Raw genomic sequence first — 25,471 nt, forward strand, 5'->3', positions numbered from 1 at the left:
AGGAGGGTGCCGTTGAACAGGCGGCGGGTCACGGGCTGCATCACGCTTAAGCTGCCTCCGGTCCTCGCGAACCGCCGGGCCGATGGCCCGCGATCCTCCCGGGGTCTTAGGACGGAGCCCCCTGTGCGTCGAGTGCGCAGGCGCCCCGTGCGTCACGAGGCGCGGGGCTTCGCCTCAGTGGCGAGCGCGCCGCGCGAGATGCGCGCCGACCTCGAACAGCGCCAGATCGAGAATGAGGCGGAGGTGATTGCTGGCCTCGCCCGCAGCCTCGTCGAGGGCCTTGCGGGCATCGAGCAGGGAAGCCGCAGCCCGGTCGAGGGGCGTGCGCGCCTCCGTATCGGCTTCCGCGAAGAAGCCGCCGCTCTCCTCGCGGCTTTCGGTGATGTCGATGAGGACGCCCTTCGAACGCACGGGGCGTCCACGCTGATCGTAGTAGACACGGCCCCGGCTCAGGAGCCAGCGTATGCCCCGGTCTTGTGAGACGACACGGTATTCGGCGACGAACAGGCCCCGGCCGGCGCGGGACCGCTTGACGGCTTCGAACAGCCATTCCCGATCATCGGGATGAATGCCGATCATCGCCTCTTCGGCGTGCAGCGATTGCCCGGCCCGTTCGGGATCGAGGGCGAGGAGGTTCGCCGCCCCCCGGTCGTACCGGGCGCAGCGGAGCACCATGTCCCAATCCCACGTGCCGACGACACCCGAGGCGTCGAGTGCGGAGCGTAGGTCGTCGAAAGACTCGAGGCTATCGCCATCCACCACGGTGGCCACGAGCGGTATCCCCTCAGTTCAAAATCATACTTTACGGCAGGGGATCGTTCCAGCGCCAAGTGGTAAACACCACCTTGAACATTGATAGTTACCCAATCGGAAACCGGACCGGCCCTATACTTTCGAACCAATACGGATCTTTTCCCCGCCGAGCAACCTGGGGTTCGGGGAATTTCGGCAAGTGCGGCAGGGCGCCGTCATGATCGCGCCCTGTCAAGCCCGTCCGTGGCCACGGCGGCCCTCCAGCAGCCACATGGCCAGGACGGCAGCGGCCAGGGCCGCGAGGGCGGCGAGGCCCAAAGCCAGGGGATAGACCTCGACGCCGCGGATCGTGGCGCTGTCGCTCGGCCGGAAGCCGATCCAATCCCCACCGGAGAGGCGACCGCCGCGCAGGACCTGCAGGCGCGGCACCTGCAGGGCACCCGACGCGTCGGACAGGCGCCGCACCGAGCCGCCCGACGCCTCGGAGACCGGCCGCAGGCGCTCGGTATCACTGAACACGTCGGCGAGTTCGCGCGGGTTAGCGGGGCCGACGCTGACGAAGGCCACGAGGTTGCCCGAGCGCAGGGTGTGCAGGCCGAGGCTCGCGGCCTCGAAGGTGGCGGTGAACAGGCCGGGCTCGCTCGGCTTCAGCGTCAGGGTCGTGACCTTGCCGGTGGGGCCGGTGACGGTCACCGGCTCGGCGGTATCGGCCATGGTCTGGCGCTCGACCCGGACCTCGCGCCCGCGCCCCGTGGTCTGAGCGCGCAGGGCCTCTTCTTCGAGGGCGGGCTCCTTCATCAGCCAATGGGCGAGGCGGCGGAGCAGATCGAGATAGGGGCCGCCATCCTGGTAGCCCCGCGCCCACAACCACGCATGGTCGGACAGGAGCAGAGCCACCCGGCCCTTGTCCTCCCGCGAGAGGGCGAGCAACGGCAGGCTGTCGGCCCCCGACAGGATCGGCTCGATGCCCGGCCGCAGGCGCGCCTGGACGATCCGCAGCCAGTCGCCCCAGGCGGGCGGAGTGGCGTCCGAGCCCGGCAGAGAACGGGTCACCGGGTGGCGGCGTCCGGTCTGGGTCGGAGTGGCCTTGTAGGGCCGCTCGACCACGCGGCCGTCGGGATCGCCCGGCAGGATCCCGGCCAGCCGGGTGCGGGCGAGGCTCGCCGCGCCGGCATATTCCGGCCCGGCCGCGATCAGGAGCGCCCCACCCTCGCGGACATAACGGACGATGTTGTCGAAATAGGCCTGCGGCAGCACGCTCTGGTTGGCGTAGCGGTCGAAGATGATGAGGTCGAAATCCTTGATCTTCTGAACGAACAATTCGCGCGTCGGGAAGGCGATGAGCGACAGTTCGGAGATCGGCGTGCCGTCCTGCTTCTCCGGCGGGCGCAGGATGGTGAAGTGGACGAGGTCGACGTTGGCGTCCGACTTCAGCAGGTTGCGCCATGTGCGCTCGCCCTGGTGCGGTTCGCCCGAGACGAGGAGCACGCGCAGCTTCTCGCGGATCCCCTCGATCGGCAGCACGGCGCGGTTGTTCACCGTCGTCAGTTCGTTCGGAAGCGGCTCGACCTCGATCTCGACGACGTTCTGGCCGCCATGCTCGATCCGCGTGGACAGGTCGAAGGGGCGGCCGGTGGGGACGTCGCGCCGGTCGATCTCCTCGCCGTCGCGGCGGGTGACGACGACCGCGTGTCCGGTCCCGCCGCGCTCCATCACCTCCGCGCGGATCTTCACATCCTTGCCGACGATGCCGAAGCGGGGCGCCTCGACGAGCTTAATCTGCCGGTCGCGCTCGTCGGCATGGCCGGTGACGAGGACATGGAGCGGCGCCTTGATCCCGAGTTGCGCCAGCGAGTTCGGGATGTCGTGGACGACACCGTCCGTCACCATCACCACACCGGCCAAACGCTCGGGCGGGACGTCGGCGAGTGCCTGCCCCAGGGCCGCGAAGAGCTTCGTGCCGTCATCGCCCTCTCCCGCATCGGGAACGTCGATGAAGCGCGGCTCGATCGTGGTGAGCGCCCCGAAGCGGCGTTGCAATTCGGCCCGCACCTGATCCGTTACCTGCGGCCGGTCGCCCAAGGCCTGCGAGGCGGAGCGGTCGATCACCACCGCCGCGATGTCCTTCACCGGCTCCCGGTCCTCGCGGACGAGGGCCGGGTTGGTCAACGCCGCGAGGACGAGGGCCAGCACGAGGGCACGCAGCAGGGCCATGCGGCCCCGCGCCAGGACGGCCAGCACAGCCATCGCCAGCGCGACGGCGGCAAGCACCGCCAGGACGGGCCAGGGCAGAAGAGGCGTGAAGCTGAGGCTCAGCATGGCAGGGCCTTTTCCCTCACTGCCCCAGCCGCTCCAGCAGCGCGGGCACGTGGACCTGATCGGCCTTGTAGTTGCCGGTGAGCGTGTACATCACGATGTTGACGCCGCCCCGGAAGGCCATTTCCCGTTGGCGCTGGTCGCCCCCGGTGATCGGATAGAGCGGCTCGCCCCGGCGGCCGACCGCCCAGGCCGTGGCAAGGTCGTTGCTCGTAATGATGATCGGGCTCACCCCGTCGCCCGCACGGGCGGGACGGCGCTCGCCCCCCTCGGGAGCGGGCGGAAGCGCCTCGACCCAGGTCTGGCCCGTGGCGTAACGGCCGGGGAAGCTGTCGACGAGATAGAACGCCTTGGTCAGTACGTGGTCGGCGGGCACCGGCTCTAGTTCCGGCACTTCGAGGGTGCCCAGCATCTTGCGCAGATAGATCGCCTCCGGCGTCGGCGGACTGCCGGGACGGCTGGTCAGGGCATCCCGCGTGTCGAAGAGGACCGTGCCGCCGTTCCGCATGAAGGCGTCGATCTTGCGGATCGCGGCCTCGGACGGCTGAGGGCGGTTCGGGGCGATCGGCCAGTAGATCAGCGGATAGAAGGCGAGTTCGTCCTTGGCGGGGTCGAGGCCCGCCGGTTCGCCGGGTTCCAGGGCGGTGCGCGCGGCGAGCATCTGCGTCAGGCCCGCGAGACCGGCGCGGCTTGCTTCGTCCACGGCGGCATCCCCCGTGACGATGTAGGCGAGCCGGGTGATGAGCGCCGATTCGATACCGTTCGGCCGGTTGGCCGCCGCCTCGGCCGCCCGCGCCTCGTGCAGCGGCACCGCGCCCGCGAGCACGCCTGCGAGGATGAGGGCTGCGGGTCGGGCACGAAGGGCGCGCAGGCGGCTCAGGAACCCGCCGAGCCACAACCCGGCCAGGGTATCGAGCACGAGGAAGAGCAGGGCGGCAGTGAACAGGCCGGGGCGCAAATCCACCGTGGCGGCGCCGGCCAGGGGAGCCGAGGGACGCCCCGGAGAGGGGCGCGAAATCGACCGGGGCCAAGCGGTCGTCGGGCTTGAGGGCGTTCACGCTGATCCCTCCGTCAGGCGGGCCGTAGAAGCCCGGCGGATGTTCCAGGCTCGCCCGGTCGGCGTAATCCGCCGGGACGGCGGTGGCCGCGGCGGGGGGCGAGCCAAGCGCGCCGAACCCGTCCAGGGTGACGCGGGGCGCGAGGACCGCGACCTTCGCCCGGTTCGCCCCAGCGCCCTGCTCCGCATTGGCCTGACCGGCGCCCGCCAACGCCACGACCCGCCGGAGCATGTCGATGAACAGGCCGGAGAGCGGAAGGTTCGACCACGTGGTGTCGGCGGTGACATGGAACAGCACGATCCGCCCCTGCCCCCGCGTCTGCGCGGTGACGATGGGTGTGCCGTCCTGCAACGAGGCCCAGGTCTTGCCCGGCAAGTCGCCATCGGGCTCGGCGAGGATCTGACGGCGCACGCCGATATCGGCGGGCGGCGTCAGGCCCGCGAAGGGGCTTTCCGGCGGGAAGGGCGCGACGGTCTTGGGCGCGTCCCAGGACAGGGCGCCGCCGAGGTTGCGTCCGCCCCGGCGCAGGCGCACCGGCACCAGCGTGTCGTGGCCCGCCGCGAGGCGCGGCCCGGCGAAGCGCAGGAGCAGCCCGCCCTCCTCCACGAACTTGTCGATCCGCCCAGCGGTCTTGTCGTCCAGCGCGCCGACATCGGCCAGGACCAGAACCGACACCTGATTGTCGAGAAGTTGGTTGACCGATTCCGACAGACCCGCCGCGCCGCGCGCCTGCTGCACGTCAGCGAAAGGTTCGAGCGCGCGGGACAGGTAATAGAGCGGCGCGAGGAGCGGCTGCGACTGGTCGAGGGTGCCGCCGAAGACGAGGCCGACCCGCCGCCGCTTGCCGCGCTCGTCCACCAGCGAGACCGCCCCGGCGGAGCGCTCGTTCGCCACCTCGATCCGGCTGATGCCGTTGCGCAGTTCGGTCGGCATGTCGAAGGCGACCTCCGTCCGCGTCGCGTCGCCCGTGAAGGCGAAATCGCGCTCGGCCAGGGGCAGGCCCTTCTGGTCGAGGGCGCGGACCACGCCCGCATCCCGGCCGTTCGGCGCGGCGCGCAGGATCTGCGCGGACAGGCGCCCGCCATTCTCCGAGACGGTGAGCGCCAGGGCGGGCGGCCGGTCGGCCTTGAGCACGCTGAGCGCCGCCCCGGCGCCACCCGCGAGGTCGTTGAGACCCTTCACGAAACGTTCGTCGCCGATGCCCGCAACGCCATCGGCGATCCAGACGATACCCGCACCGGGGTTCTTGTCGAGGAAGGCGCCGATGCCCTGAAGATGAGCGTCCCGGATCGCCCAGTACGGGCGGGGCGCGATGGCCCGCAGCCGCTCCAGGGCGGTGGCCGGGGGCTTCGCCTCGACGACCGATGTGGGTTCGGCAAGGCCGACCACCGCGACGGCGCGCCCGTCGCGGGCCGCGCCCTCGACGGTATCGGTGGCGACGCGCAGCCGATCGCGCCAATCGTGCGCAGAGGCGAAACCGTTATCGATCAGGACGAGGAGCGCCTTCTTACCCCCGCCCGCCCCGATCCCGCCGGGACTCCAGACCGGCCCCGCCACCGCCAGGATCAGCGCGGCGGCGATGAGCATGCGCAGGATCAGCAGCCAGGGCGGCGTCCGTGCCGGCGTCTGGCGCTGCGGGATGAGGTCCGCCACGAGCTTCAGCGGCGGGAAGTCGATCCGCTTCGGGCGCGGCGGTGTGACCCGCAGGAGGATCCACAGCGCGGGCAAGCCGATCAGGGCGGCGAGCGCGAGGGGCGCGGCGAAGGTGAAGCCGAGCATGAGCGCCTCAGCCGCCGCGGGCGATGACGAGGGTGGCGAGGCGCAGGGCCGCCTCGCTGGCGGGCCGGTCGGTGCGGTGGAGCGTCAGCGTCCAGCCCTGCGCGCGGGCGATCTCCCGCAGCCTGTCCCGGTGGGCGGCGATCCGCGTCCGGTAGCGTTCACCCCAGGCCCCGGCATCGCCGATATCGAGGGAAGGTCCCCCTTCGGGATCGTGCAGCACCGCCTGCCCCGTGAACGGGAAGGTCTCTTCCACCGGGTCCGCGATCATCATGAGATGCCCCCGGCTGCCCGCCGCCGAGAGGCTGGCAAGCGAGGCCGCGATCCGCTCGGGCGGCGTGAGGAAGTCGCTGATCAGCACCACCTCATCGAACCGGGCGGGCTGCGCCTCGGGGGGCAGATCTCGCTCGAGCCCGGCATGGTCGCCCACGAGGGCCTGGGCCATGTGCTCGACGATGCCGCGCGAAGCCCGCGCCCGGGTAAGGCCGAGGAGCCCGACGCGTTCGCCGCCATCCACGAAGGCGTCCGCCAGGGCGAGGCCGAGCACCAGGGCGCGCTCCACCTTCGAGGCGCCAGCGAGATCGGACGAGAAGCCCATGGAGGCCGAACGGTCGATCCAGAACCAGATGTTGTGCGCAGCCTCCCATTCGCGCTCGCGGACATAGAGCCGGTCGTCGCGGGCCGAACGGCGCCAGTCGACGCGGACGGCGGCCTCGCCGGTCACGAACGGACGGAACTGCCAGAAGCTCTCGCCCGGCCCGGCCCGCCGACGGCCGTGCAGGCCGTGGGCGAGGAGGCTCGACACGCGCCGCGCTTCCAGCACGAGACGGGGCATCGTGGCAGCGAGCGCCGCCGCGCCCTCGGTTTCGCGACGGCCCGGACGGCGGGTGCCCGCATCGAGGGCCTGGGTGGCGACCAAGGTCAGAGCTTCTCCGCGAGCTTGGCGATCAAGCCCTCGATGGTCTCACCGTCGGCGCGGGCGGCGTAATTCAGCGCCATGCGGTGCTTCAGCACCGGCTCGGCCAGCGCCTTCACGTCGGCGACGGAGGGCGCGACGCGGCCCTCGATCAGCGCGCGGGCGCGGGCGGCGAGCGTCAACGCCTGACTGGCGCGGGGGCCGGGCCCCCAGAGCAGCTTGTCCTTCACGAGCGGGTCGCCGCCATGGGGACGGGCGGCGCGCACGAGATCGAGGATCGCCTCCACCACCGCCTCGCCCACCGGCAGGCGCCGCACGAGGCGCTGGGCGGTCATCAACTGGTCGGTCGACATCACCGCGACGGGGCGGTGCTCCTCGGCGCCCGTGGTCTCGATGAGGATGCGCCGCTCGGCCGCCCGGTCCGGGTAGCCGACATCGATTTCGAGGAGGAAGCGATCGAGCTGGGCTTCCGGCAGGGGATAGGTGCCCTCCTGCTCGATCGGGTTCTGCGTGGCGAGCACATGGAACGGCCGGGGCAGATCGTGCCGCTCGCCCGCCACGGAGACGTGCCCCTCCTGCATCGCCTGAAGCAGGGCGGATTGGGTGCGCGGGCTCGCGCGGTTGATCTCGTCCGCCATGAGCAGTTGCGTGAAGACCGGGCCCTTCACGAAGCGGAAGGCGCGGCGGCGCTCGGCATCCTCTTCCAGGATCTCGGTGCCAAGGATGTCCGAAGGCATCAGGTCCGGGGTGAACTGCACCCGGCGGGCATCGAGGCCGAGCACGGTGCCCAGCGTCTCCACGAGCTTGGTCTTGGCAAGGCCGGGAAGGCCGACGAGCAGGCCATGCCCACCGGACAGGATCGTCACGAGAGCGAGGTCGACAACCTTCTCCTGGCCGAAGATGACCCCATGGATCGCCTCGCGGGCCTGTCCTACCGCCTCCAGACAACTCTCGGCTGTCGCAACGATGCCGTCATCGAGGCTGGTGGCAGGGCTGGTGGCCTGACTCATGCCGTTATCCGTCTCCTGGGAGCGCCGCGGACAGTCATCCGCGGAAGGGGAAGAGTGTGAGCCGCCTTCGGAGGGCTGGCAAGGTCGGGATCGCCGCACGGTTGCGCAGCCTCCTCGGCCCTGCCGAGACGGGGCTACGCCTTCACGTCCCGCCCCTCGGTGAATTCCCGCCACAGGAGCACCAGGGCGGCCATCACCGCCGGGCCGAGGAACAGGCCGAGCAGGCCGAAGGACTCGACGCCGCCGAGGATGCCGAGGAGCACCCAGAGGAAGGGCAGCTTGGTGGTGCCGCCGATCAGCGCCGGGCGGATGAAGTGGTCCGCCACGAAGGTGACGACGAGGCCCGCCACCGCGACGATGATCGCGGCCTTCACCGCCCCCGCCGCCACGAGGAGCAGCGCCGCAATGCCGATGGCGACCGCCGCGCCGAAGGGAATCATCGCGGCCACCGCCGTGAAGGCGCCGAGCAGCACCGGGTGCGGCACGCCCGCGAAGTAATAGACGATGCCGAGGATCACGCCTTCGCCGAGCCCCACGAGGACGAGGCCATCGACGGTGCCGTGCACCGAAGCGACCATCTGCCGCCCGACGCGCTCGCCACGCGGCCCGAACATCCGGTCGCAGGCCGCGAGCGCCTGACGCCGGATCGTGTCGCGATCGCGGAACAGGAAGAACAGGGCGACGAGGCTGAAGCCGAACAGCACGATCCGGTGAACCACCTCCTTGCCGACATTGCGCGAAGCGCCGAGCACCTTGCCGTTGTCGAAGCGGTGCAGGATCTCCGACCCCGCCTGGGCATGGCCGAGATTGTCGTTCCACCACGCGATGGCCTGCGCCGAGCCGTAGGGCAGGTGCGAGAGGAATTCGGGCGCGGGAATTCCGCTCTCCTCCGCCTTCCGGACGAATTCGGCGACGTCGTGCGCTTCACGGGCCGCCTGGACGCCGAGGACGACGAGGGGCGCCAGGAAGACGAGCGCCACGGCAAGTACGGCCAGCGTCGGGAGGACGATGTTGTGTCCGCCCGGCGGGAAACGCCGCTCGATCCGCTCGTAGAGTGGCCCGAGGGCGATGGCGAGCACCACCGCCCAGGCGAGAGCGGGCAGAAATTCCCGCAGGATGTAGATTCCGAGCGCTCCCAGCGCGAGCACGAGGAACACACGGGCCGCCCCTTGCGACTTGGCCCGCTCGACCGGCGGGAGAACCGACGGATCGGGCCGCGCCTCGGCCAGAGCACGGGCGGGCGGCACGGGCCGCTCGAAACCGGGATAGAGGGTCGAGGGGGGCTGCGGCTTCATCCGCCTTCTCCGATTCGGATCGTGGCCCGATTCGGCCGCAGCCGGACGTAGCCGTGTCTCGCCGCAGATAGGATTGCGTTGCCATTCGGCCACCGCGACCGGCAGGCGGGTGACCGGCTCGTGATCGCGCATCACGGGCAAAGCGGCTCCCCTCTCGTCCCGGTTGCCGCACCGGAACCCCTCGTGTAGAGGTCGCGACAATCCGTCGGCGCCACGCGACGGGCCCGGTCGCCCGGTCCCGCCGTCCGCGCCTCATGGCAGCGAGGGAAAAGGTGCCGGTCTCCGGCGCGAAGGGGCTCCCGCCGCCGAACCGGAATTCGCTCAGAGCCCACGAGAAGACATGTCCGACGATTCCGCCCACGGCAGCGCGACCTTCCAGCGCGTGGCCGACATCATCGCCGAGACGGCCGACATCGAGCGGGACAAGATCACTCCCGAAAGCCACGCGATCGACGACCTCGGCATCGACAGCCTCGCCTTCCTCGACATCGCCTTCGCGGTCGACAAGGCGTTCGGCATCAAGCTGCCGCTGGAGCGGTGGACGCAGGAGGTCAACGAGGGCAAGGTCCCGGCCGAGCAGTACTTCGTGCTGAAGAACCTCTGCGCCCGGATCGACGCCCTGGTCGCCGAGAAGGCCGCCAAGGTCTGATCGGTTCTCGATCCGACGCGCCCGCCCGCCATGCGCCTTGAATATTTCGAGATGATCGACGCCGTGACGCGGCTCGATCTGCAAGCCGGCACGATCGAAGCGTCGGCCAAGGTGCCGGACGCGAGCCCGGTCTTCGAAGGACACTTCCCCGGCCACCCGCTGGTGCCGGGCGTGCTCCTGACCGAGACCATGGCCCAGGCCTCGGGCTACCTCATCCTCGCCCATCTCGGCTTCGAGCGGATGCCGTTCCTGACCGGCGTCGACAAGGCTCGCTTCCGCAGCTTCGTCGGCCCGAGCGCCGCCCTGACGGTGACCGCCAAGCTCGAGCATGACGGCTCCGGCTACGCGGTGACGAAGGCGGCGATCACCCACGAGGGCAAGGCGCTCTGCGACGCGGAACTGCGCTTCCGCACCATGCCCTTCCCGGACGGCCTCGATGCGCCGATGCGCGAGCGGGCGAAGAGCAGCGGCCTCCTCGACCTTGCCGGTCTCGGCCGGGGAGAGACGAAGTGAGCCGTTCCGTCGTCGTCACCGGCATCGGCCTCGTATCCTGCGCGGGCGAAGGGCCGGAGGCGCATCTCGCCGCCCTGGCCTCAGGCGCGGTGCCGCGCACGGACGCGCAGAGCTTCGCGCCCTACCCCGTCCACCCGGCCCCCGCCATCGCCTGGGACCGGCAGATCCCGAAGAAGAGCGACCAGCGCCAGATGGAGGCGTGGCAGCGCCTCGGCGTCTACGCCGCCGGGCTCGCTCTCGAGGCGGCCGGGGTGAAGGAGGACGCGGCCTTCAAGCAGGCGTTGCACCTCGTCGTGGCCGCGGGCGGCGGCGAGCGCGATTACGCGGCCGATGGCGCCATCCTCACCGGCCTGCGCGATGCGCCGGAGCCTGGCGCCTTCCTCAACGAGCGCCTTCAGAACGACCTGCGGCCGACCCTCTTCCTGGCGCAGCTCTCGAACCTGCTCGCGGGCAACATCGCCATCGTCCACGGCGTCACGGGCGCCTCACGCACCTTCATGGGCGAGGAGGCGGCGGGCGTCGATGCCCTGCGCATCGCCCAGGCGCGGATCGCCTCCGGCCAGAACGAGGCGATGCTGGTCGGCGGCTCCTACAGCGCCGAACGGCCGGATGCGCTGCTCGTCCACGCCATGGGCGGCTTCGCCAAGCAGGGTGATTACGCCCCGGTCTTCGACCGCGCCGCGCCGGGCGGCTTCATCCTCGCGAGTTGCGCCGCCTTCCTGATGCTCGAATCCGCCGAGCACGCGCAGGCGCGCGGTGCCAAGGCCCTCGCCCGGCTGAGCGAGGTCGCGAGCGGACGCGGCGCCCGTGAGCCCGGCGGGGTGGGGCAGTCCCTGGCGGCCCGGTGGAAGGAGGCCGCGCCCTCCAGCCCCGACGCGGTGATCTCGGGCGCAACCGGCGTCGCACCCATCACCGCCGAGGAAGCCGAGGTGCTCGGCCGCCTCGCCCCCGCAGCGAGGGTTCACCCGCTCGGCGATCTGATCGGTCACGGCCTCGAAGTCGCCGCTCCGTTCGGCGCGGCCCTCGCGGCGGCCTTGATCGCGGATGGTAAGGCTGGCGAGGTTGCCGTCACGACGGTGGGCCATCGTCGCGGCGAAGGCGTGATGCGGCTTTCCCGGGCCTGAACGCCCTAACGCCGCCGCAGCCGGATATAGAGCGCGCCCTCGCCGCCATGGTGGCGGGCGGCTTCCTCGAAGCCCAGCACGATGCCGCGCAACTCCGGACCGCGCAGCCAATGCGGCACGCTCCGGCGCAGCACTCCGCGCTCGCGGTACGGATCCGCATAGGCTTCCCCACCCTTGCCGGTGACGACGAGGACGTAGCCGTGTCCCGCGGCCCGCGCTCGCAGGAGGAAGCCGGTGAGCGCCGCATGCGCCTCGGATTGAATCATGCCGTGGAGATCGAGCCGCGCCTCGATGGCGACGCGCCCTCGCTTCAGGGCAAGGCGCGCCTGCCGTTCCAGCCCCGCCGTCGGGACCGGATGCTGCGGAGGAGCCTGATAGGGCGCGGCCGTAGCGACGCGTGGCGGTGGCGGCACGAATTTCGGCGGCGTGCGCAGGCTGGCCCCCGCCTTTCGGTCAGCGGGGGAGTTCGGACGCGACGGCGCGGCCATGGGGCCGGGTACACGCTCGGGCATGCGGGGGGCGGCGACGGGCGGTCCCTGTTCCACCTCCGGGATCGCGGTGCGGCCACGCAGCGGCGTGAAGCGCTTGGCGACCTCCCGCCACAGGTGGCTTTCTCCAGGCGACAGACCGCGTGGGCGGCGCGGCGGCTTCACAACCCACCTCCGCGCTTCGGCAGGAGGACCACGAAGCCCACCGCATCACGCAGGTTGCCGGCAGCGACACCGGCATCCGCACCGCTGCCGACGAACAGGTCTCCCCGCGCCGGGCCGACGATGGCCGAACCCGTATCCGCGGCGATGGTGAGGCGGCCACGCTCGCCCTCCTCCGCACCGGGCAGACGCCCCTCCAGCCAGAACGGCAAGCCGTAGCGCCACAGATTACTGTCGACCGCGAGGCCGATGCCGGGGCTGAGCGGGGCCTTGGCTGCGCCCGGCGGCCCGAGATGGGGCTCCTCGACCTCCGCCTGCCGGAAGAAGATGTAGGACGCGTTCTGGCGGATCAGCCGACGCGCCTCGTTCGGGTGATCGCGGAGCCACCCCGTCCAGCGGGCGAGGGTCAGCCCTTCGAGGGGCAGGTGCCCCTCCTGCACGATCAGCTTCGCCACCGCCGTGTAGGGGCGCCCATTGCGCCCGTCATAGAGCGCCCGCACCACGCGCCCATCGGGCAGGCGGATCCGGCCCGAACCCTGGACCTGGAGCACCAGGAGATCGACACGATCGCGCAGCCAGAGGATCGGCTTCGCCTTGGCCCCGAGCGCTCCGTCCTCGATGGCGGCCCGGTCGGGATAGGGAGAGCGACTCCCGAGATCATCCGGCCGGGCGAGGAGCGGCGCGGTGAAGTCCGGCCCCGGCTCAAGCGAGCCCGGCAGTTCCGGTTCGAAATAGCCGGTCAGGAAGCCCGGCCGCCCGTCGGGGCGCAGGATGCGATAGGCCGAGAAGGAGGTACGGAAGAACCCGGCGGCCCCCTCGGGTGGCACGGTCAGGGACTTCGCGCAGGCCGCGATAAGGTCGGCGACATTCCCGGCAACGGACGGTTGGCGGTGCGCCGAGATTGGCGCGGCACAGACCCGGCGGAAGGCGACGAGCGCACCCGCCGGATCGGCCCCGGGAAAGCCCGGCAGAGCGGCGAAGGCCACCGGCTCGAGCCGCGCGCCGCCGACAATGAGAGGCGCCGGAGCGGCGCGGACGGCCGAAAGGCCGGTCAGCAGCAGGGCTGCGGCGAGGGCGGCCGGAGCGAAGCCGGAGCGGGCACGCGAAGGTCGCACGTCACGAAAGGGTCAGGCGCCGGCCTCGGTCGCGACGAGTTGCCAGTTCGGATCCCGCGAGCCGAGGGTGCGGGCAAAGGTCCACACGTCGGGCACTTCGACCACGGTCTCGGCGCTGCCATCCACCACCTTGCCGTCCGCGTTGCGGGTGGCGGTGATGAGGTTCGAGAGGAAGCGCACGGTGACGTGGGCCACGCGGTTGCGCACGTCCACGGCGACGATCTCGGCCCGGTCGATGGAGACGAAGGTGGTCTCCAGGGTCTGCCGGTTGCGCTCGCGCTCGGCGATGGCGCGCTCGAACGCCTCGCCGACCTCTTTGGAGAGCAGGGTCCGCAGGGTCTTTCGGTCACCCTTGGCGAAGGCGATCATGATCGCCTCGTAGGCGACCTTGGCGCCCTCGATGAAGGAGCGGGGCTCGAAGGAGGGCTCGACCTGCACCACGGCTTCGAGGCCGCGCGCGACCTCGGAGCCCGGCTCGGCGATGCCGCGCCAATCGCGGGGGGCCGGAGCCGGGGTCGGCTGCACCACCCGGTCGGCACCGGGCAGGCGCACGACATTGTCGCGCTCGCCGCCACGGCCCTGGGGCTCCGTGCGGCTGCGCTCCACGGGCTTGAACGGCGAGCGTTCTGCGCCGGTCTTCTGACCCAGTACAGACCGCAACCGCCAGATGACGAAGACGGCAAGCGCCAGGAAGATGATCGTCGTTAAGTCGAAACCGTCCTGCATCACCGATCCGATCGCGGCCGTCCGCGCGTCTGTTGCCCTGCGCGACTGGGCCATGCTGTAGCGCGCCGTTCCCCAACCCTTAACTGACCAACGCGCTCGGATCGAGCCGGTTGTTCAAGGCTTCGTGTCTCAGCTGCGGCCAACGCGCGCCATCACACGTGGAATGGCCGAACACGACCGCAATGCTGCGTCGCTTGTCCGTTCCCTGCGGGCGTGTTAGCCGCGCCGACATTCGGGCCTGCGGGGCCCGTGGAACGACACTCCTCTGCCGTCCGCGCCGGACGCCTGATCGAGAAGGAAGTATCCGATGGCCGACTCCCCGGCAGCGAACGGCAACGGCGGCGGCATGCCGCAGGGCGCCCCCACCATCAACGCCCTCGCCCAGTATGTGAAGGACCTGTCCTTCGAGAACCCGCATGCGCCACGTTCCCTTCAGCCGAAGGAAGGCGCCTCGCCGCAGATCAACATCCAGGTGAACGTCAACGCCTCGCAGCTCAGCGAGACGGATTTCGAGGTCGAGCTGACCCTCGAAGGCGACGCGAAGATGGACAACGAGGTGCTGTTCGCCTTCGACGTGAAGTATGCGGGCATCTTCCGCATGCTCAACATCCCGGAGGATCAGATGCATCCGGCCGTGATGATCGAGTGCCCGCGCCTGCTCTTCCCGTTCGGCCGCCAGATCGTGGCCGAGGCGGTGCGCAACGGCGGCTTCCCGCCCCTGTACATCGACCCGATCGACTTCGTCAGCCTATACCGTCAGAAGATGATGGAGCAGCAGGGCGCCACGGGTCCGCTGGCCTCCTGAGGGTCCAGGCCCGTCCTCCGGGGCGGGCCTCTTTACCGGCGGCGGAAAGCTTGACCGCACCGTTCGGGCGGCCCATGCGGGCGCCCTCACGGTACCCGGACAGCATGGCCCCCACCGCCCACCTTTCCCTGATCAACCTCTTCATCGGCGACATCCAGGGCGGGCTCGGCCCCTTCCTCGGCACGTGGCTCGCGCAATCGGCGCAGTGGAGCCCGGCGCGGGTCGGCCTCGTCGTCACCCTCGTGGGGTTCTGCACCCTCTTCCTCAGTGGGCCGTTTGGCGCCCTGGTCGATCGTGTGCATCGCCCCCGCCTGCTGATCGCATCGGCCTGTGCCGCGATCCTCGCGGGCACGCTGCTCCTCCTGCCCGCGCGCAGCTTCTTCGCCGTCTTCACCGCGCAGCTTCTCGCGGCGGCGGGCGGCACGCTGCTCCTGCCCGCCGTCGCCGCGCTGACCCTGGGCATCGTCGGCAAGGACGGTTTCCCGAAGCAGCAGGGCCGCAACCAAGCCTTCAACCATATCGGCATCCTGCTGGCAGCGGGCGCCATCGGCTTCGGCACGTCCTTCGGACCGGCCATTGCTTTCTACGTCCTCGGCGGCATGGCGCTGGCGGCCATCGTCGCGACGGTGACGACCCCCGCCAATGCCTGGAACAAGCGCCGCGCCGTGGGCTGGAAGGAGGATGACGAGCAAGAGCCGGAGCGCAGCGGCATCCGGCAGGTGCTCGGCAACCGCCGCCTGCTGGTGCTCACCGTGGGGCTCACTCTGTTCAACCTCGGCAATGGTGGGATGCTGACCCTGCTGGGGCAGAAGCTCGTCGCCACCTCCGGGGACGCGACGATCTGGACCGCCCGCTACGTGATGGTGGCACAGTTGGTCATGGTGCCGGTCGCCCTGTTCGCGGGCTCCCTCGCCGACCGGCGCGGGCGCCGCCTGCTCCTGATGGTCGCCTTCGCCGTCCTGCCGGTGCGGGCGTTGATGTCCGGCCTGATCGACGATCCATGGTGGCTCATCGGCGCGGAGGTGCTGGACGGCATCGCCTCGGGCATCGTCGGCGTCGCGGTGCCGGTGGTCGTCGCGGATCTGACCTGGGGTTCGGGCCGCACCCAGACGGCTCTGGGCAGCGTCAACGCGGTGCAGGGCGTCGGCGGAGCCCTGTCGGGCTGGTATGGCGGCGTCGCCTATGCCTGGTTCGGCTGGACCGGAGCCTTCTTCGCCCTGGGGGTCCCCGCACTCATCGCCTTGGGCCTCGTGATTTGGCTCGATGCCACACCGGAGCCCGGCCGCCGTCGCCGCCGCCGTGAGCGTCGCGAGTCCCGGCAGAACCAGCACGCTTGACTACGAAAAAGCCCGGCCACAGGGGCCGGGCTTTTTCGCTGTTACCTCGTAGAAGGATCAACCGACGTAGGGGCTGCCCGTTTCGGCGGGGAACCGGTCGGCAAGGGCACGGCGGAGCTTCTCCAGGGCGCGGTTCTCGATCTGGCGCACACGCTCCTTCGAGATACCGAGCCGCTGGCCCAGGGCTTCCAGGGTTGCCTGATCCTCGGCGAGACGGCGCTCCCGCAGGATCCGCAGCTCACGCTCCGAAAGGACACCAAGAGCCTGATGGAGCCAGCCGAGGCGGCGCTCGCCATCGACAGCCGCGCCGACAGTCTCATCCGGCAGGGCCGCACCGTCCACGAGGAAGTCCATCCGCTCGGAGGCCGCGTCGCCATCCTCGCCGACGGGGGCGTTGAGCGACATGTCCGGGCCGGACAGGCGGGCATCCATCAGCGCGACGTCATCGCGCGAAACACCGATGGCGCTGGCGATCCTCCGATGGATCTCGTCGCCGACATGCTCTTCGGTGGATTGCATCAAGCGTGCACGGAGCCGACGCAGGTTGAAGAACAGAGCCTTCTGAGCCGAGGACGTTCCGCCGCGCACGATCGACCAGTTGCGCAGGATGTAATCTTGGATCGACGCCCGGATCCACCAGGTGGCGTAGGTGGAGAAACGGACGTCCCTCTCTGGCTCGAAGCGGGCCGCCGCTTCCATGAGGCCGACATGGCCTTCCTGGACGAGGTCCGCCATCGGCAGGCCGTAGTGACGGAAACGCCCCGCCAAAGCGATGACGAGGCGCATGTGAGCAGAGATCAGACGGTGCAGGGCGCGCTCGTCGCGCCGGTCCTTCCAGCGGACGGCAAGGTCACGCTCTTCTTCGCGGGCGAGGAAGGGCGCCTCCATCGCGGTTCGGATGAATTGTCGACGAATGCCCGCGATCTCCGCCATCCCGCCTGCCTCTCATAACCGAGTGCTTTGCGGCACCGGTCCCATGATCCGGCGCGTGCGGCGCCGCAAAACGAGCGACGCCAAGCGACCGGTAACGGAGGCACGAACGCGAAAGTTCCGCCCTGCGCTGCGTTAAAAATGCAGGGCCGGACGGAAATGCGAGTCGACTATTCGACAAATGGGTCGCGACGCGCCGCTTTCCAGAGTCGGACAGCAAGTCCAGGGGGAAAAATGACGCGGCACGCAATTTTTACCTGAAAATGAAAAAGCCCGGCCACCGGGGCCGGGCTCTTGTTTCAGTGAAGCTTTACGTGGGTCGAGCGGCTCAGGCGGCCTCTTCCTGAATGTCGTCGCCCTCACCGTCGCCTTCACCCTCGCTCTCGGCTTCCGCCTCGGCCTTGGCACGGCGCGGCGATTTGGCGAGGCTCTGCTCGATGAGCTTCAGGGCTTCGGTCTCGGTGATGCGGTTGACCGACGAGATCTCGCGGACGATCCGATCCAGGGCCGCCTCGTAGAGCTGGCGCTCGCTATAGGACTGCTCAGGCTGGGCCTCGGAGCGGAACAGGTCGCGGACCACCTCGGTCACGGCGAGCAGATCGCCCGAGTTGATCTTGGCCTCGTACTCCTGGGCGCGACGCGACCACATGGTGCGCTTCACGCGGGCGCGACCGGTCAGCACGTCGAGGGCCTTCTTCACCACCTCCGGCTCGGCGAGCTTGCGCATGCCGACGGAATTGGCCTTCGCGGTCGGGACGCGGAGGACCATCTTGTCCTTCTCGAACGCTACGACGAACAGCTCAAGCTTGTATCCGGCGATCTCCTGTTCCTCGATCGCGGTGATGCGACCGACACCGTGGGCCGGGTAAACGACGGCCTCGCCGGTCTTGAAGCCTTGCCGGCCTGCGGTCGTCTTCTTGGCTGTGGTCATGCGAGAAGGGCCTCCACACTGACGCGCGACGCGGGGTAGCGCCCCGCGCGAAAAGCTGATCCCGGGCGGACGACACCCGGTCGGATCGCGGGCACCCTCCTTCACGCCGATCGGCGCAAGGCTCGGGATACCCGTGAAGCCGGGCACGCGACATTGCACTCCGCCGGGGGGACCCGGCGGCCGAACACAAGCAGCCCCATGGAGGGAAGTGCGTTTCGGCGCGGAGTAGGCACGTCTGACGCGAGCGACGGCAGGCAGATTGTGTATCACAATCCGCGCCGGAATCAAAGCTCACTCGAGGGCACGCGCGGGCCCGAAGCACCGCCGTGAGAGGTTTTACACTGGCACGCCAGCGCGCCTAGGGAGGCAGCGCAGGGCAGGTCTTCGCGGAACGCAGGACCGGGGAAGGATGAAACGCGATGTCCTTCCGCAGGCACTCCGCCGGCGATGACCGGCGGCTGGCCCAGACGCCCGGTCTAGTCGCCCGGTTTTAGTCGCCCTTGCCGGCGTTCGGTGAGAAGTGAGCCTCCAGCTTTCCGGAGACCCCATCCCACTCCTTGGCGTCGGCGGGGGCGTCCTTCTTCTGGGTGATGTTGGGCCAGCTCTTCGCGTAATCCGCGTTGAGCTTCAGCCAAGTCTCCAGGCTCGACTCGGTGTCGGGCTTGATCGCCTCGGCCGGGCATTCGGGCTCGCAGACGCCGCAATCGATGCACTCATCCGGATGGATGACGAGCATGTTCTCGCCCTCGTAGAAGCAGTCCACCGGACAGACTTCCACGCAGTCCATGTACTTGCACTTAATGCAGTTTTCGGTGACGACGTAGGTCATCGGTTATCTTGGTCCTCAGGTCCCGCATCGTCCGGACGGGGCCGTGCGGCCCGCGCGTCCGGTGGCTGCGCTGATGCGCAGGCGTTGTTGTGAACGGCTCTAGACCCTGCCTTCCGCACTGACAAGCGCGACGGAGCCGCTCCCTCAGGTGGAAGACCACCTGTGGCAGAGCCTCATCACCCTGCCTCTCCGGATAACAGCTCGTAGAGCCCTTTGGCCTCCTCGGAAGGTCCGCGCCGAAGGCCGAGGTCGAGGACGCGGACGGCCAGGGTGGCATGCTGAGCCGCGACCGTCACGACGTCACCGAGGCCGATCGCCTTGGCCGGGTTGTCCGAGCGTGTGCCGTTCACCCGAACATAGCCATCGCTCACCAGCCGCGCGGCCAGGGTTCGCGTGCGGGCGAAGCGCGCGAACCACAGCCATTTGTCGAGGCGCTGGCGATCATCACGCATCGCGCCTCCCGCCCGTCAGCGCTTGCCGCCGTCGCCGGATTCGAGCTGCGCCTTGAGGGCTGCGAGCTTTGCGAAGGGCGAATCGGGATCGGGCGCACGCTCGCGCCGGGGCGGACGCTGGTCGGGACGCGGCCCGCCGTGACGCTCCTGCCGGGGATCGTGGCGGCCTTCGCCGCGATGCTCCGGACGCCGGTCGGGACGTCCCTCATCGCGGCGGCGATCCGGACGCCCCCCTCAGGCCGGTCGCGGCGGGGACCGTCGCGACGATCCTCACGGCCCTGACCTTCCGCCCGGCGGGGCTGATCGGGGGCGCCCTGCGGGCCACCCTCGCGCCGCCCGCCACGCGGGCGATTGTTCGGACGGGCATTGGCCGGGCGCTGATGGCGCTGAAGCCGCCAAACTTCGACGGCTGCGACCTCGGGGGCAGCAGGCTCGCCTTCGGCCGCAGCGTTTTCGCTCACGACTTGACCGACATCCTGGTCAGCTTCTTCGCCGACGTCCGGGCCAGCGGCCTCCTCGGCCGAAGCCTCCTGCGCCACCGGCTGCTCGGTCGCCGCGGCGGCCTCTTCCGTCTCCGGCTCGGCCGCGGGCTCCTCGGCAGCGGCTTCGGGCGCGACGGGGCTCTCCGCCTCGGCGACGAGGGCCTCCGCCTCCGGCGCGACCGTCTCGTCCTCGGCCTGCACGGGCTCGTCTACCGGTTCGGTGCCGGCCTCCGCCGTGTCAGCCTCACCCTCCGGCGCGGCTTCGGTGGCGGTCTCGTCCGTCGTCTCGGCGACGGTCGGCTTGGCCGGCACGGTCGGGGCGGCGGCGAGGAGCGGCACGGTGATGGCCGGGCCGGGGCGCGATTCGTTAGCGTAGCCGAGCGACTTCAGGATCGAGGCGAAATCCTCGCCCGAGCAGCCGACCAGCGAGGTCATGCCCACAGTGGCGACGAAGGCGTCGCCGTCGGCAGTGCCCTCGGGCGGGGCGCCCGGCGTGGTGCCGGGGCGGTAGGCGATGGCCGGGCGGATCAGGTCGGCGAGGCGTTCGAGGATATCCACGCGCACCGCCCGCTCGCCGCAGACGCGGAAACCGGCCGCTCGGTAGAGGCCCTTGGCGATCTCCTTGTCGACCTTGATCGAGGTGCGGCCGGACCCCGCGAGATGGGCGATCTCGTCGAGGCCGCGCTGGTCGAGGCCGCCGTTGCGCAGCGCCCATAGCTGGGCCGCGAGGGTGCGCGGCGCGGGCTTCAGCAGGGCAGGCAGGAAGATGTGATAGGCGCCGAAGCGCACGCCGTGACGGCGCAGGGCGGCGCGGCCATCCTGGTCGAGGCTGCGCATCTCATGCGCCACCTTCGAGCGCTCCAGCACGCCGAGCGATTCGACCACCTGGTAGCCGATGCCCTTGGCCAGACCGGTGAGGTCGGCCGCCGTCTCGATTTCCATGAGCGGCCCGAGCAGGCGCGTCACATGCGCCTTCAGCCACGCATCGAGGCGGGCCTGGACCTTCTCGCGGCCCGCCGTGTCGAGGCTATCATCGGCCAGGACACGGATCTGCGGGGCGAACAACTTGTCGCCCGGCAGGAGACGCCCGACGGGCGCGCCGGTCCAGCGGATCGTGCCGTCATGGGAGAGCACGAGCGTCGCGTCCGCCGTGGAGGCGAACCGCTCGGCCCGTGATTCGAATTCGCTGGCGAGCGCCTTCTCGGCTGCGCTGCGGAGCGTCTTGGCCTCGTGGCCTTCGGCGCTCGCATCGGGCACGAACAGGAAGCCGTTGAGCTGGCCGACATGCTGACCCTCGACGGTCACATCCCCGTCGGGGGTAATCTGGGCTTCGAGCATCGTGTTCTCTCGTAGGCGTCGCATCAGGACGCTGGTGCGCCGGTCAACGAAGCGGCTCGCAAGGCGTTCGTGGAGGGCGTCCGACAGCCTGTCCTCTACCCGACGCGTTTCGCCCTGCCAATGTTCGGGATCACGAAGCCAATCTGGCCGGTTCGCGACGAAGGTCCAGGTGCGACCCTGCGCGATCCGCCGGGACAGGGTGTCGATGTCGCCATCGGTCCGGTCGATCGAGGCCACGTGCTCGGCGAACCACTGATCCGGAATGCGCCCGGCCATGCCCTTCATCAGGAAGCGGTAGAGCTGCGCGACGAGGTCCGCGTGAACCTGCGGATGCACCTTCCGGTAATCGGGCACGCCGCAGACGTCCCACAGGCGGCGCACGGAGGACTGGCCGCGCGCCATGTCGCGGATGTCCTCCTCCCGCATGAGGATTTCCAGCGCCTGCTGGTCCTCGCCCATCGGCGCCCGGGTCAGGCCCGCCTCCCGGGGGTGCTCATCGAGGCTCGTTTGAAGGGCCTCCAGGCTGGAGAACGAGAGATCCGGGTTGCGCCATTGCAGGATGCGCAGCGGATCGAAATCGTGGTGCTCCAGCCGCTCGACCAATTCCGCCTCGAAGGGCGGGCAGCGCCCCGTGGAGCCGAACGTGCCGTCGGACAGGTGGCGCCCGGCCCGGCCCGCGATCTGGCCCATCTCGGCCGGCGTCAGGCGGCGGAAGCGGGTACCGTCGTATTTCCAGTTGGCGGCGAAGGCGACATGATCGACGTCGAGGTTCAGGCCCATCCCCACCGCGTCGGTCGCGACGAGGTAATCGACGTCACCGCTCTGGTAGAGTTCGACCTGGCTGTTGCGGGTCCGGGGCGAGAGCGCCCCCAGCACCACCGCCGCCCCGCCGCGCTGGCGGCGGATCAATTCGGCGATGGCGTAGACCTCCTCCGCCGAGAAGGCGACGATAGCGGTTCGCCGAGGCAGGCGCGAGAGCTTCTTCTCACCCGCGAAGGTCAGGCTCGACAAGCGCGGCCGGGTGGTGGTGTGGACGTTCGGGATCAGGTCCTGCACCAGCGGCAGGATGGTCGAGGAGCCAATCAGAAGCGTCTCTTCCCGGCCCCGCACGTAGAGCAGCCGGTCGGTGAAGACGTGGCCGCGATCCATGTCGGCGGCGAGCTGGATCTCGTCGATGGCCACGAACGCCACGTCGAGATCGCGCGGCATCGCCTCGATGGTGCAGATCCAGTAACGCGGCCGATCCGGCTTGATCTTCTCCTCGCCGGTGACGAGGGCGACCTTCTCCGGGCCGACCTTGGCGACGACGCGCAGATAGACCTCGCGGGCAAGCAGCCGCAGGGGCAGCCCGATCATGCCGGTCGGGTGCGCGAGCATCCGCTCGATGGCGAGATGCGTCTTGCCGGTATTGGTCGGCCCCAGAACGGCGGTCACGCCACGGGCGCGGGCGTCGCGTTTCAGGGAGCGCAGAGCGGGGCGGAGAAGGGCGTCGATGATCGTCTGTTCCTGCGGTCGGACGACCGTCTAACCCTCAATATGGGACGGTGCGCCCTCCCCTGCCAACCTGCGGCACGATGACGGGGTAGAGATCGATCTGCACGCCCGTCTGGGGTTGCTGCGGCTCGACATCGGCGCAGAGGGTGTCCGGCACCGCCGTCAACGGCCCTCGCCGGGGCGGCCTGTGCTCGATCACCTGCGCCGACGAGAAGGCGTCGCCGCCGCAGGGCGAACCTGCGGTCAGGGGCTGGGCCAGGGCAGGCGCGGCGCTCATGAGGATGAGAAGGCAGGCGAGACGCATGGGCACGATTCCAGTCTCGCCTCGGTTCGCGGCGACGCCGATCAGGCATGCGCCCTGCGCGTAAACGTCCCGCTACCCGGATCGATTCACTTCGCCCTCATCGACGGGTCGTCTGTGCGAGCGGAGCGAAGCAATCCGAGGGTGCGCCCTTCTCCGAGACCGCCCGCCGCACTGGGCCGCTTCGCTCCGTTCGCGATGACGGCACGGAAGCGAAGGGAAGCTACTCGACCCCTTCCACCAGCACGACCTCGCCGGTCCCGGCGGGCAGGCGCTTGGCGACGGCGGCTTGGTATTCGGGGGAGTAGTAATAGGTCCGCGCCGCCTCGTAGGAGTCGAATTCCAGCACGACGTTGCGCGGCCGGGCCTCGCCCTCCAGGGCCTCGCTGCGCCCGCCCCGGACCAGGGGCTTGCAGCCGTAGATCTTCATCGCCTCGGAGGCCATCGCGGCGTATTCCTTGTACGCCTCGGGATCCGTAACCGTCATGCGGACGATGATGTAACCCTTCGCCATGACCTCTCCTCCGGCGGCCCCTGCCGCCGCGCGGGGATTAGGGCGCCCCCGCGCCGAAGGGAAGCGTCACTGTTCCGGGAGGGCCGCATGGGCGAGAGCCGGGGCGACCGGCTCAGTCTCGCCGGTGCGGGCCCAGCGGGTCGCCTCGATGATGTTGGTCCCGATCTCGGTCATCACCGAGATGCGCAGCGGCACGAGCAGACGCGTCCCCTCCACGGGCGCGAGCCAGACCGACATCTCGCGATTGTCTTCCATGAAGCGCACGCCCGGCCGGTCCGGCCGGTGCCCGGCCACGGCCTTGTAGCGGGCATTGCAGACGAGGACCGGACCGGAATAGCCGGGCTTCTGCACCTCGCGGGTCTCGGCGTAGCTCAAGGTCACGTTGAAGCGCGTCGCGCCGTCGAACAGGGGCAGGCTGCGCTCGCAATTGGCTGGATCGGTCGGGGCGCTGCCCGCCCGGACCGGCATGACGAGGGCGCTCGCCGGATCGACGATGCCGCGCTTGTCGGTGGCCGTCACGGGCACCCGGTCCTGCATGTCGACGAGCGGCGGCGTGATCTCGGTCTGGGCCACATTGCCGTGGGCGAGCGCCATGCGCACGGCGATGCCGGAAGTGGCGGTGCGCGTCGCGATGGAGAATGTGTTCGGTAGCGGCCCGGCGCCGAGGGTGCCCGTGGAGCGCGCCGAGCCCTGGCCGCCCGTGATGGCGCCGACGAGGCCGGTGAGCGTCGCGGAGACGTCGACCCGGTAACTGTCCCGCTCGAACGCGCCGGCGAGGCGGCCGGTACCGATTCGCATGCCCGCGAGGGCGATGGCGTAATCCACCGTGAGCGAGGCAGCGGCCGCGGAGGCCTTCACCTTGCGGGGGCGTGCCTCGGCGGAGGGAGTGAGAAACGCCATTGTGGCGACGAGGCTCGCGACCAGCGCGGGCCTGACCGGGATCGTGATACGCATGGTCCGGCTCGAAATCCTGGCCCGCACCGGACAAGCCGTGCGGAATGGAACCCGGTTATCCCCGCACCATGGTTAACAGAGGGTTCGGCGAGACCCGAACCAGTCCAGCCTTGACGGAGCGGCCATCGGTCGCCTATAGCCCGCGCCTTCAACAGGACTCCGCCGGACCTGGTTTGACGCACGGGCGCGGCCCGCGGCGCGAAGGTTTGCGCAGGCTGCGATCTGGCCCGCGGCGGAACGAAACGGGATTGTTTAAGTCATGGCGCGCCGCTGCGAACTCACCGGCAAGGCCGTTCAGGTCGGCCACCTCGTGAGCCACTCGAACCGCAAGACCAAGTGCCGGTTCCTTCCGAACCTGTGCAACGTCACGCTTCAGTCCGATGCTCTCGGCAAGCGTGTCCGTCTGCGCATCACCGCTCACGCCCTCCGCACGGTCGAGCACCGCGGCGGTCTGGACGCCTTCCTCGTGAAGGCTTCCGAGGGCGAGCTGTCCCCGACCGCCCGTCTCCTCAAGCGCGAGCTGCACAAGAAGCTCGCCGAGGTTCCGGCCGCGGCCTGAAGCCCTTTTCGGGACTGATTTGAAAGCGACCGGCGCTCATAAGGCGCCGGTCGCTTTCGCTTGTCTGGACCCCTGGCAAAGGATGCGATTGACGGCCTGCTCTCGGCATTGTACCGATCGGTACAGAGCCAGGAGGAGCTTGTCATGTCTGAGTCGCGCCCGCCGCTGCCGCCCTTCACCGCCGAGTCTGCGGCGCGGAAGGTCCGCGCCGCCGAGGATGGTTGGAACGGCCGCAATCCCGAAAAGGTCGCCCTGGCCTACACGCCCGACAGTCGCTGGCGGAACCGCGCCGAAATCTTTTCGGGTCGGCCGGCCATCATCGAGTTCCTGACGCGCAAGTGGAGCCGGGAGCACGAGTACAGGCTGATCAAGGAGCTATGGGCGTTCCATGAGAACCGCATCGCGGTGCGATTCGCCTATGAATTCCAGGACGAGTCGGGCGCTTGGTTCCGGGCCTACGGCAACGAGAACTGGGAGTTCGATGCGAACGGCCTCATGCAGGCCCGCCATGCCAGCATCAACGACCTGCCGATCCAGGAGAGCGAGCGCCTGTTCCATTGGGATCGCTCGGCCCCCCGCCCGGCCGACCATCCGGGCTTGAGCGACCTCGGCCTGTGAGCCGCCCCCTCGGCGACAGAGCCGCG

23 protein-coding genes and 1 pseudogene are annotated in these 25,471 nt (G+C 70.0%); 7 read left to right on the plus strand and 17 right to left on the minus strand.

Going from position 1 to position 25,471, the window contains the following annotated elements; translation table 11 throughout:
* Positions 1–174 precede the first annotated feature (174 nt).
* The 6 genes and pseudogenes from ACFQE0_RS03770 to ACFQE0_RS03795 form a co-directional block, all read right to left on the minus strand.
* Positions 175–771 carry a PAS domain-containing protein gene (locus ACFQE0_RS03770; protein ID WP_378967196.1) on the minus strand — a complete coding sequence of 199 codons (597 nt, stop codon included), beginning with the start codon at positions 769–771 and terminating at the stop codon, positions 175–177.
* 213 nt (positions 772–984) lie between these two features.
* Positions 985–3,072, minus strand: coding sequence for a hypothetical protein (locus ACFQE0_RS03775; RefSeq protein WP_378967198.1), 2,088 nt, complete (start codon positions 3,070–3,072; stop codon positions 985–987).
* A gap of 16 nt (positions 3,073–3,088) precedes the next feature.
* A pseudogene (locus ACFQE0_RS03780) lies at positions 3,089–5,906 on the minus strand (DUF4159 domain-containing protein).
* Between the two features lie 7 nt (positions 5,907–5,913).
* Positions 5,914–6,822: a DUF58 domain-containing protein gene (locus ACFQE0_RS03785; protein ID WP_378967201.1), complete on the minus strand. Its 909-nt coding sequence runs from the start codon at positions 6,820–6,822 to the stop codon at positions 5,914–5,916.
* A gap of 2 nt (positions 6,823–6,824) precedes the next feature.
* Entirely contained in the window at positions 6,825–7,829 is a 1,005-nt protein-coding gene (locus ACFQE0_RS03790; RefSeq protein ID WP_378967203.1) for an AAA family ATPase, read from the minus strand.
* A gap of 134 nt (positions 7,830–7,963) precedes the next feature.
* A complete protein-coding gene (locus tag ACFQE0_RS03795; RefSeq protein WP_378967205.1) occupies positions 7,964–9,259 on the minus strand; it encodes an AI-2E family transporter in 1,296 nt (431 codons plus the stop codon).
* 205 nt (positions 9,260–9,464) lie between these two features.
* Between ACFQE0_RS03795 and ACFQE0_RS03800 the strand changes: the two genes are divergently transcribed.
* The 3 genes from ACFQE0_RS03800 to ACFQE0_RS03810 are packed head-to-tail and all read left to right on the plus strand — an operon-like array spanning position 9,465 to position 11,410.
* Positions 9,465–9,773 carry an acyl carrier protein gene (locus tag ACFQE0_RS03800; RefSeq protein WP_378967208.1) on the plus strand — a complete coding sequence of 103 codons (309 nt, stop codon included), beginning with the start codon at positions 9,465–9,467 and terminating at the stop codon, positions 9,771–9,773.
* 30 nt (positions 9,774–9,803) lie between these two features.
* The gene (locus tag ACFQE0_RS03805; protein WP_378967210.1) at positions 9,804–10,286 is read left to right on the plus strand and encodes a 3-hydroxyacyl-ACP dehydratase FabZ family protein; all 483 of its coding nucleotides are present in this window, start codon (positions 9,804–9,806) and stop codon (positions 10,284–10,286) included.
* Complete coding sequence (locus tag ACFQE0_RS03810; RefSeq protein ID WP_378967212.1) at positions 10,283–11,410, plus strand: beta-ketoacyl-ACP synthase; 1,128 nt, start codon at positions 10,283–10,285, stop codon at positions 11,408–11,410. Before ACFQE0_RS03805 ends, ACFQE0_RS03810 begins: the two co-directional genes overlap by 4 nt.
* A gap of 5 nt (positions 11,411–11,415) precedes the next feature.
* On the opposite strand, the gene ACFQE0_RS03815 is transcribed toward ACFQE0_RS03810, so the two are convergent.
* From ACFQE0_RS03815 to ACFQE0_RS03825, 3 genes are read right to left on the minus strand one after another with little or no spacing between them, the layout of a single operon-like run.
* On the minus strand, positions 11,416–12,063 hold the full coding sequence (locus ACFQE0_RS03815) for a Smr/MutS family protein (protein WP_378967214.1): 648 nt from the start codon (positions 12,061–12,063) through the stop codon (positions 11,416–11,418).
* Positions 12,060–13,175, minus strand: a complete 1,116-nt coding sequence (gene mltA / locus ACFQE0_RS03820; RefSeq protein ID WP_378967216.1) for a murein transglycosylase A — start codon at positions 13,173–13,175, stop codon at positions 12,060–12,062. Before mltA ends, ACFQE0_RS03815 begins: the two co-directional genes overlap by 4 nt.
* Positions 13,176–13,187: 12 nt before the next feature.
* A complete protein-coding gene (locus tag ACFQE0_RS03825) occupies positions 13,188–13,901 on the minus strand; it encodes a Tim44/TimA family putative adaptor protein (RefSeq protein ID WP_378967218.1) in 714 nt (237 codons plus the stop codon).
* 307 nt (positions 13,902–14,208) lie between these two features.
* Between ACFQE0_RS03825 and secB the strand changes: the two genes are divergently transcribed.
* Both secB and ACFQE0_RS03835 read left to right on the plus strand, forming a co-directional pair.
* Complete coding sequence (secB, locus tag ACFQE0_RS03830; protein WP_378967220.1) at positions 14,209–14,706, plus strand: protein-export chaperone SecB; 498 nt, start codon at positions 14,209–14,211, stop codon at positions 14,704–14,706.
* Positions 14,707–14,810: 104 nt separating this feature from the next.
* Entirely contained in the window at positions 14,811–16,043 is a 1,233-nt protein-coding gene (locus tag ACFQE0_RS03835; protein WP_378967222.1) for an MFS transporter, read from the plus strand.
* A gap of 57 nt (positions 16,044–16,100) precedes the next feature.
* Here ACFQE0_RS03835 and ACFQE0_RS03840 read toward each other — a convergent pair whose 3' ends face one another.
* The 8 genes from ACFQE0_RS03840 to ACFQE0_RS03875 all read right to left on the minus strand — a co-directional run bounded on the left by ACFQE0_RS03840 (position 16,101) and on the right by ACFQE0_RS03875 (position 24,268).
* Entirely contained in the window at positions 16,101–16,976 is an 876-nt protein-coding gene (locus tag ACFQE0_RS03840) for an RNA polymerase factor sigma-32 (protein ID WP_378967224.1), read from the minus strand.
* Between the two features lie 325 nt (positions 16,977–17,301).
* Positions 17,302–17,904, minus strand: coding sequence for a CarD family transcriptional regulator (locus ACFQE0_RS03845; protein ID WP_378967226.1), 603 nt, complete (start codon positions 17,902–17,904; stop codon positions 17,302–17,304).
* A gap of 490 nt (positions 17,905–18,394) precedes the next feature.
* Complete coding sequence (gene fdxA, locus ACFQE0_RS03850; protein WP_378967228.1) at positions 18,395–18,733, minus strand: ferredoxin FdxA; 339 nt, start codon at positions 18,731–18,733, stop codon at positions 18,395–18,397.
* 176 nt (positions 18,734–18,909) lie between these two features.
* On the minus strand, positions 18,910–19,185 hold the full coding sequence (locus ACFQE0_RS03855) for an RNA-binding S4 domain-containing protein (protein ID WP_378967230.1): 276 nt from the start codon (positions 19,183–19,185) through the stop codon (positions 18,910–18,912).
* The gene (locus ACFQE0_RS03860) at positions 19,101–22,439 is read right to left on the minus strand and encodes a helicase-related protein (protein WP_378967233.1); all 3,339 of its coding nucleotides are present in this window, start codon (positions 22,437–22,439) and stop codon (positions 19,101–19,103) included. The genes ACFQE0_RS03855 and ACFQE0_RS03860 overlap by 85 nt, the downstream gene beginning before the upstream one ends.
* A 97-nt stretch (positions 22,440–22,536) precedes the next feature.
* Positions 22,537–22,803 (minus strand): hypothetical protein, encoded by a 267-nt coding sequence (locus tag ACFQE0_RS03865; RefSeq protein ID WP_378967235.1) that lies wholly within the window; start codon positions 22,801–22,803, stop codon positions 22,537–22,539.
* A 220-nt stretch (positions 22,804–23,023) separates the two neighbouring features.
* Positions 23,024–23,314, minus strand: coding sequence for a DUF1330 domain-containing protein (locus ACFQE0_RS03870; RefSeq protein WP_378967237.1), 291 nt, complete (start codon positions 23,312–23,314; stop codon positions 23,024–23,026).
* A gap of 66 nt (positions 23,315–23,380) precedes the next feature.
* A complete protein-coding gene (locus tag ACFQE0_RS03875; protein ID WP_378967239.1) occupies positions 23,381–24,268 on the minus strand; it encodes a DUF3108 domain-containing protein in 888 nt (295 codons plus the stop codon).
* A gap of 259 nt (positions 24,269–24,527) precedes the next feature.
* Here ACFQE0_RS03875 and rpmB point away from each other — a divergent pair, with 259 nt between their 5' ends.
* Complete coding sequence (gene rpmB / locus ACFQE0_RS03880) at positions 24,528–24,827, plus strand: 50S ribosomal protein L28 (RefSeq protein WP_378967241.1); 300 nt, start codon at positions 24,528–24,530, stop codon at positions 24,825–24,827.
* 144 nt (positions 24,828–24,971) lie between these two features.
* The gene (locus ACFQE0_RS03885) at positions 24,972–25,445 is read left to right on the plus strand and encodes a nuclear transport factor 2 family protein (protein WP_378967243.1); all 474 of its coding nucleotides are present in this window, start codon (positions 24,972–24,974) and stop codon (positions 25,443–25,445) included.
* Positions 25,446–25,471 lie beyond the last annotated feature (26 nt).

Source organism: Methylobacterium komagatae (assembly GCF_042661665.1).
Lineage (GTDB): Bacteria > Pseudomonadota > Alphaproteobacteria > Rhizobiales > Beijerinckiaceae > Methylobacterium > Methylobacterium komagatae.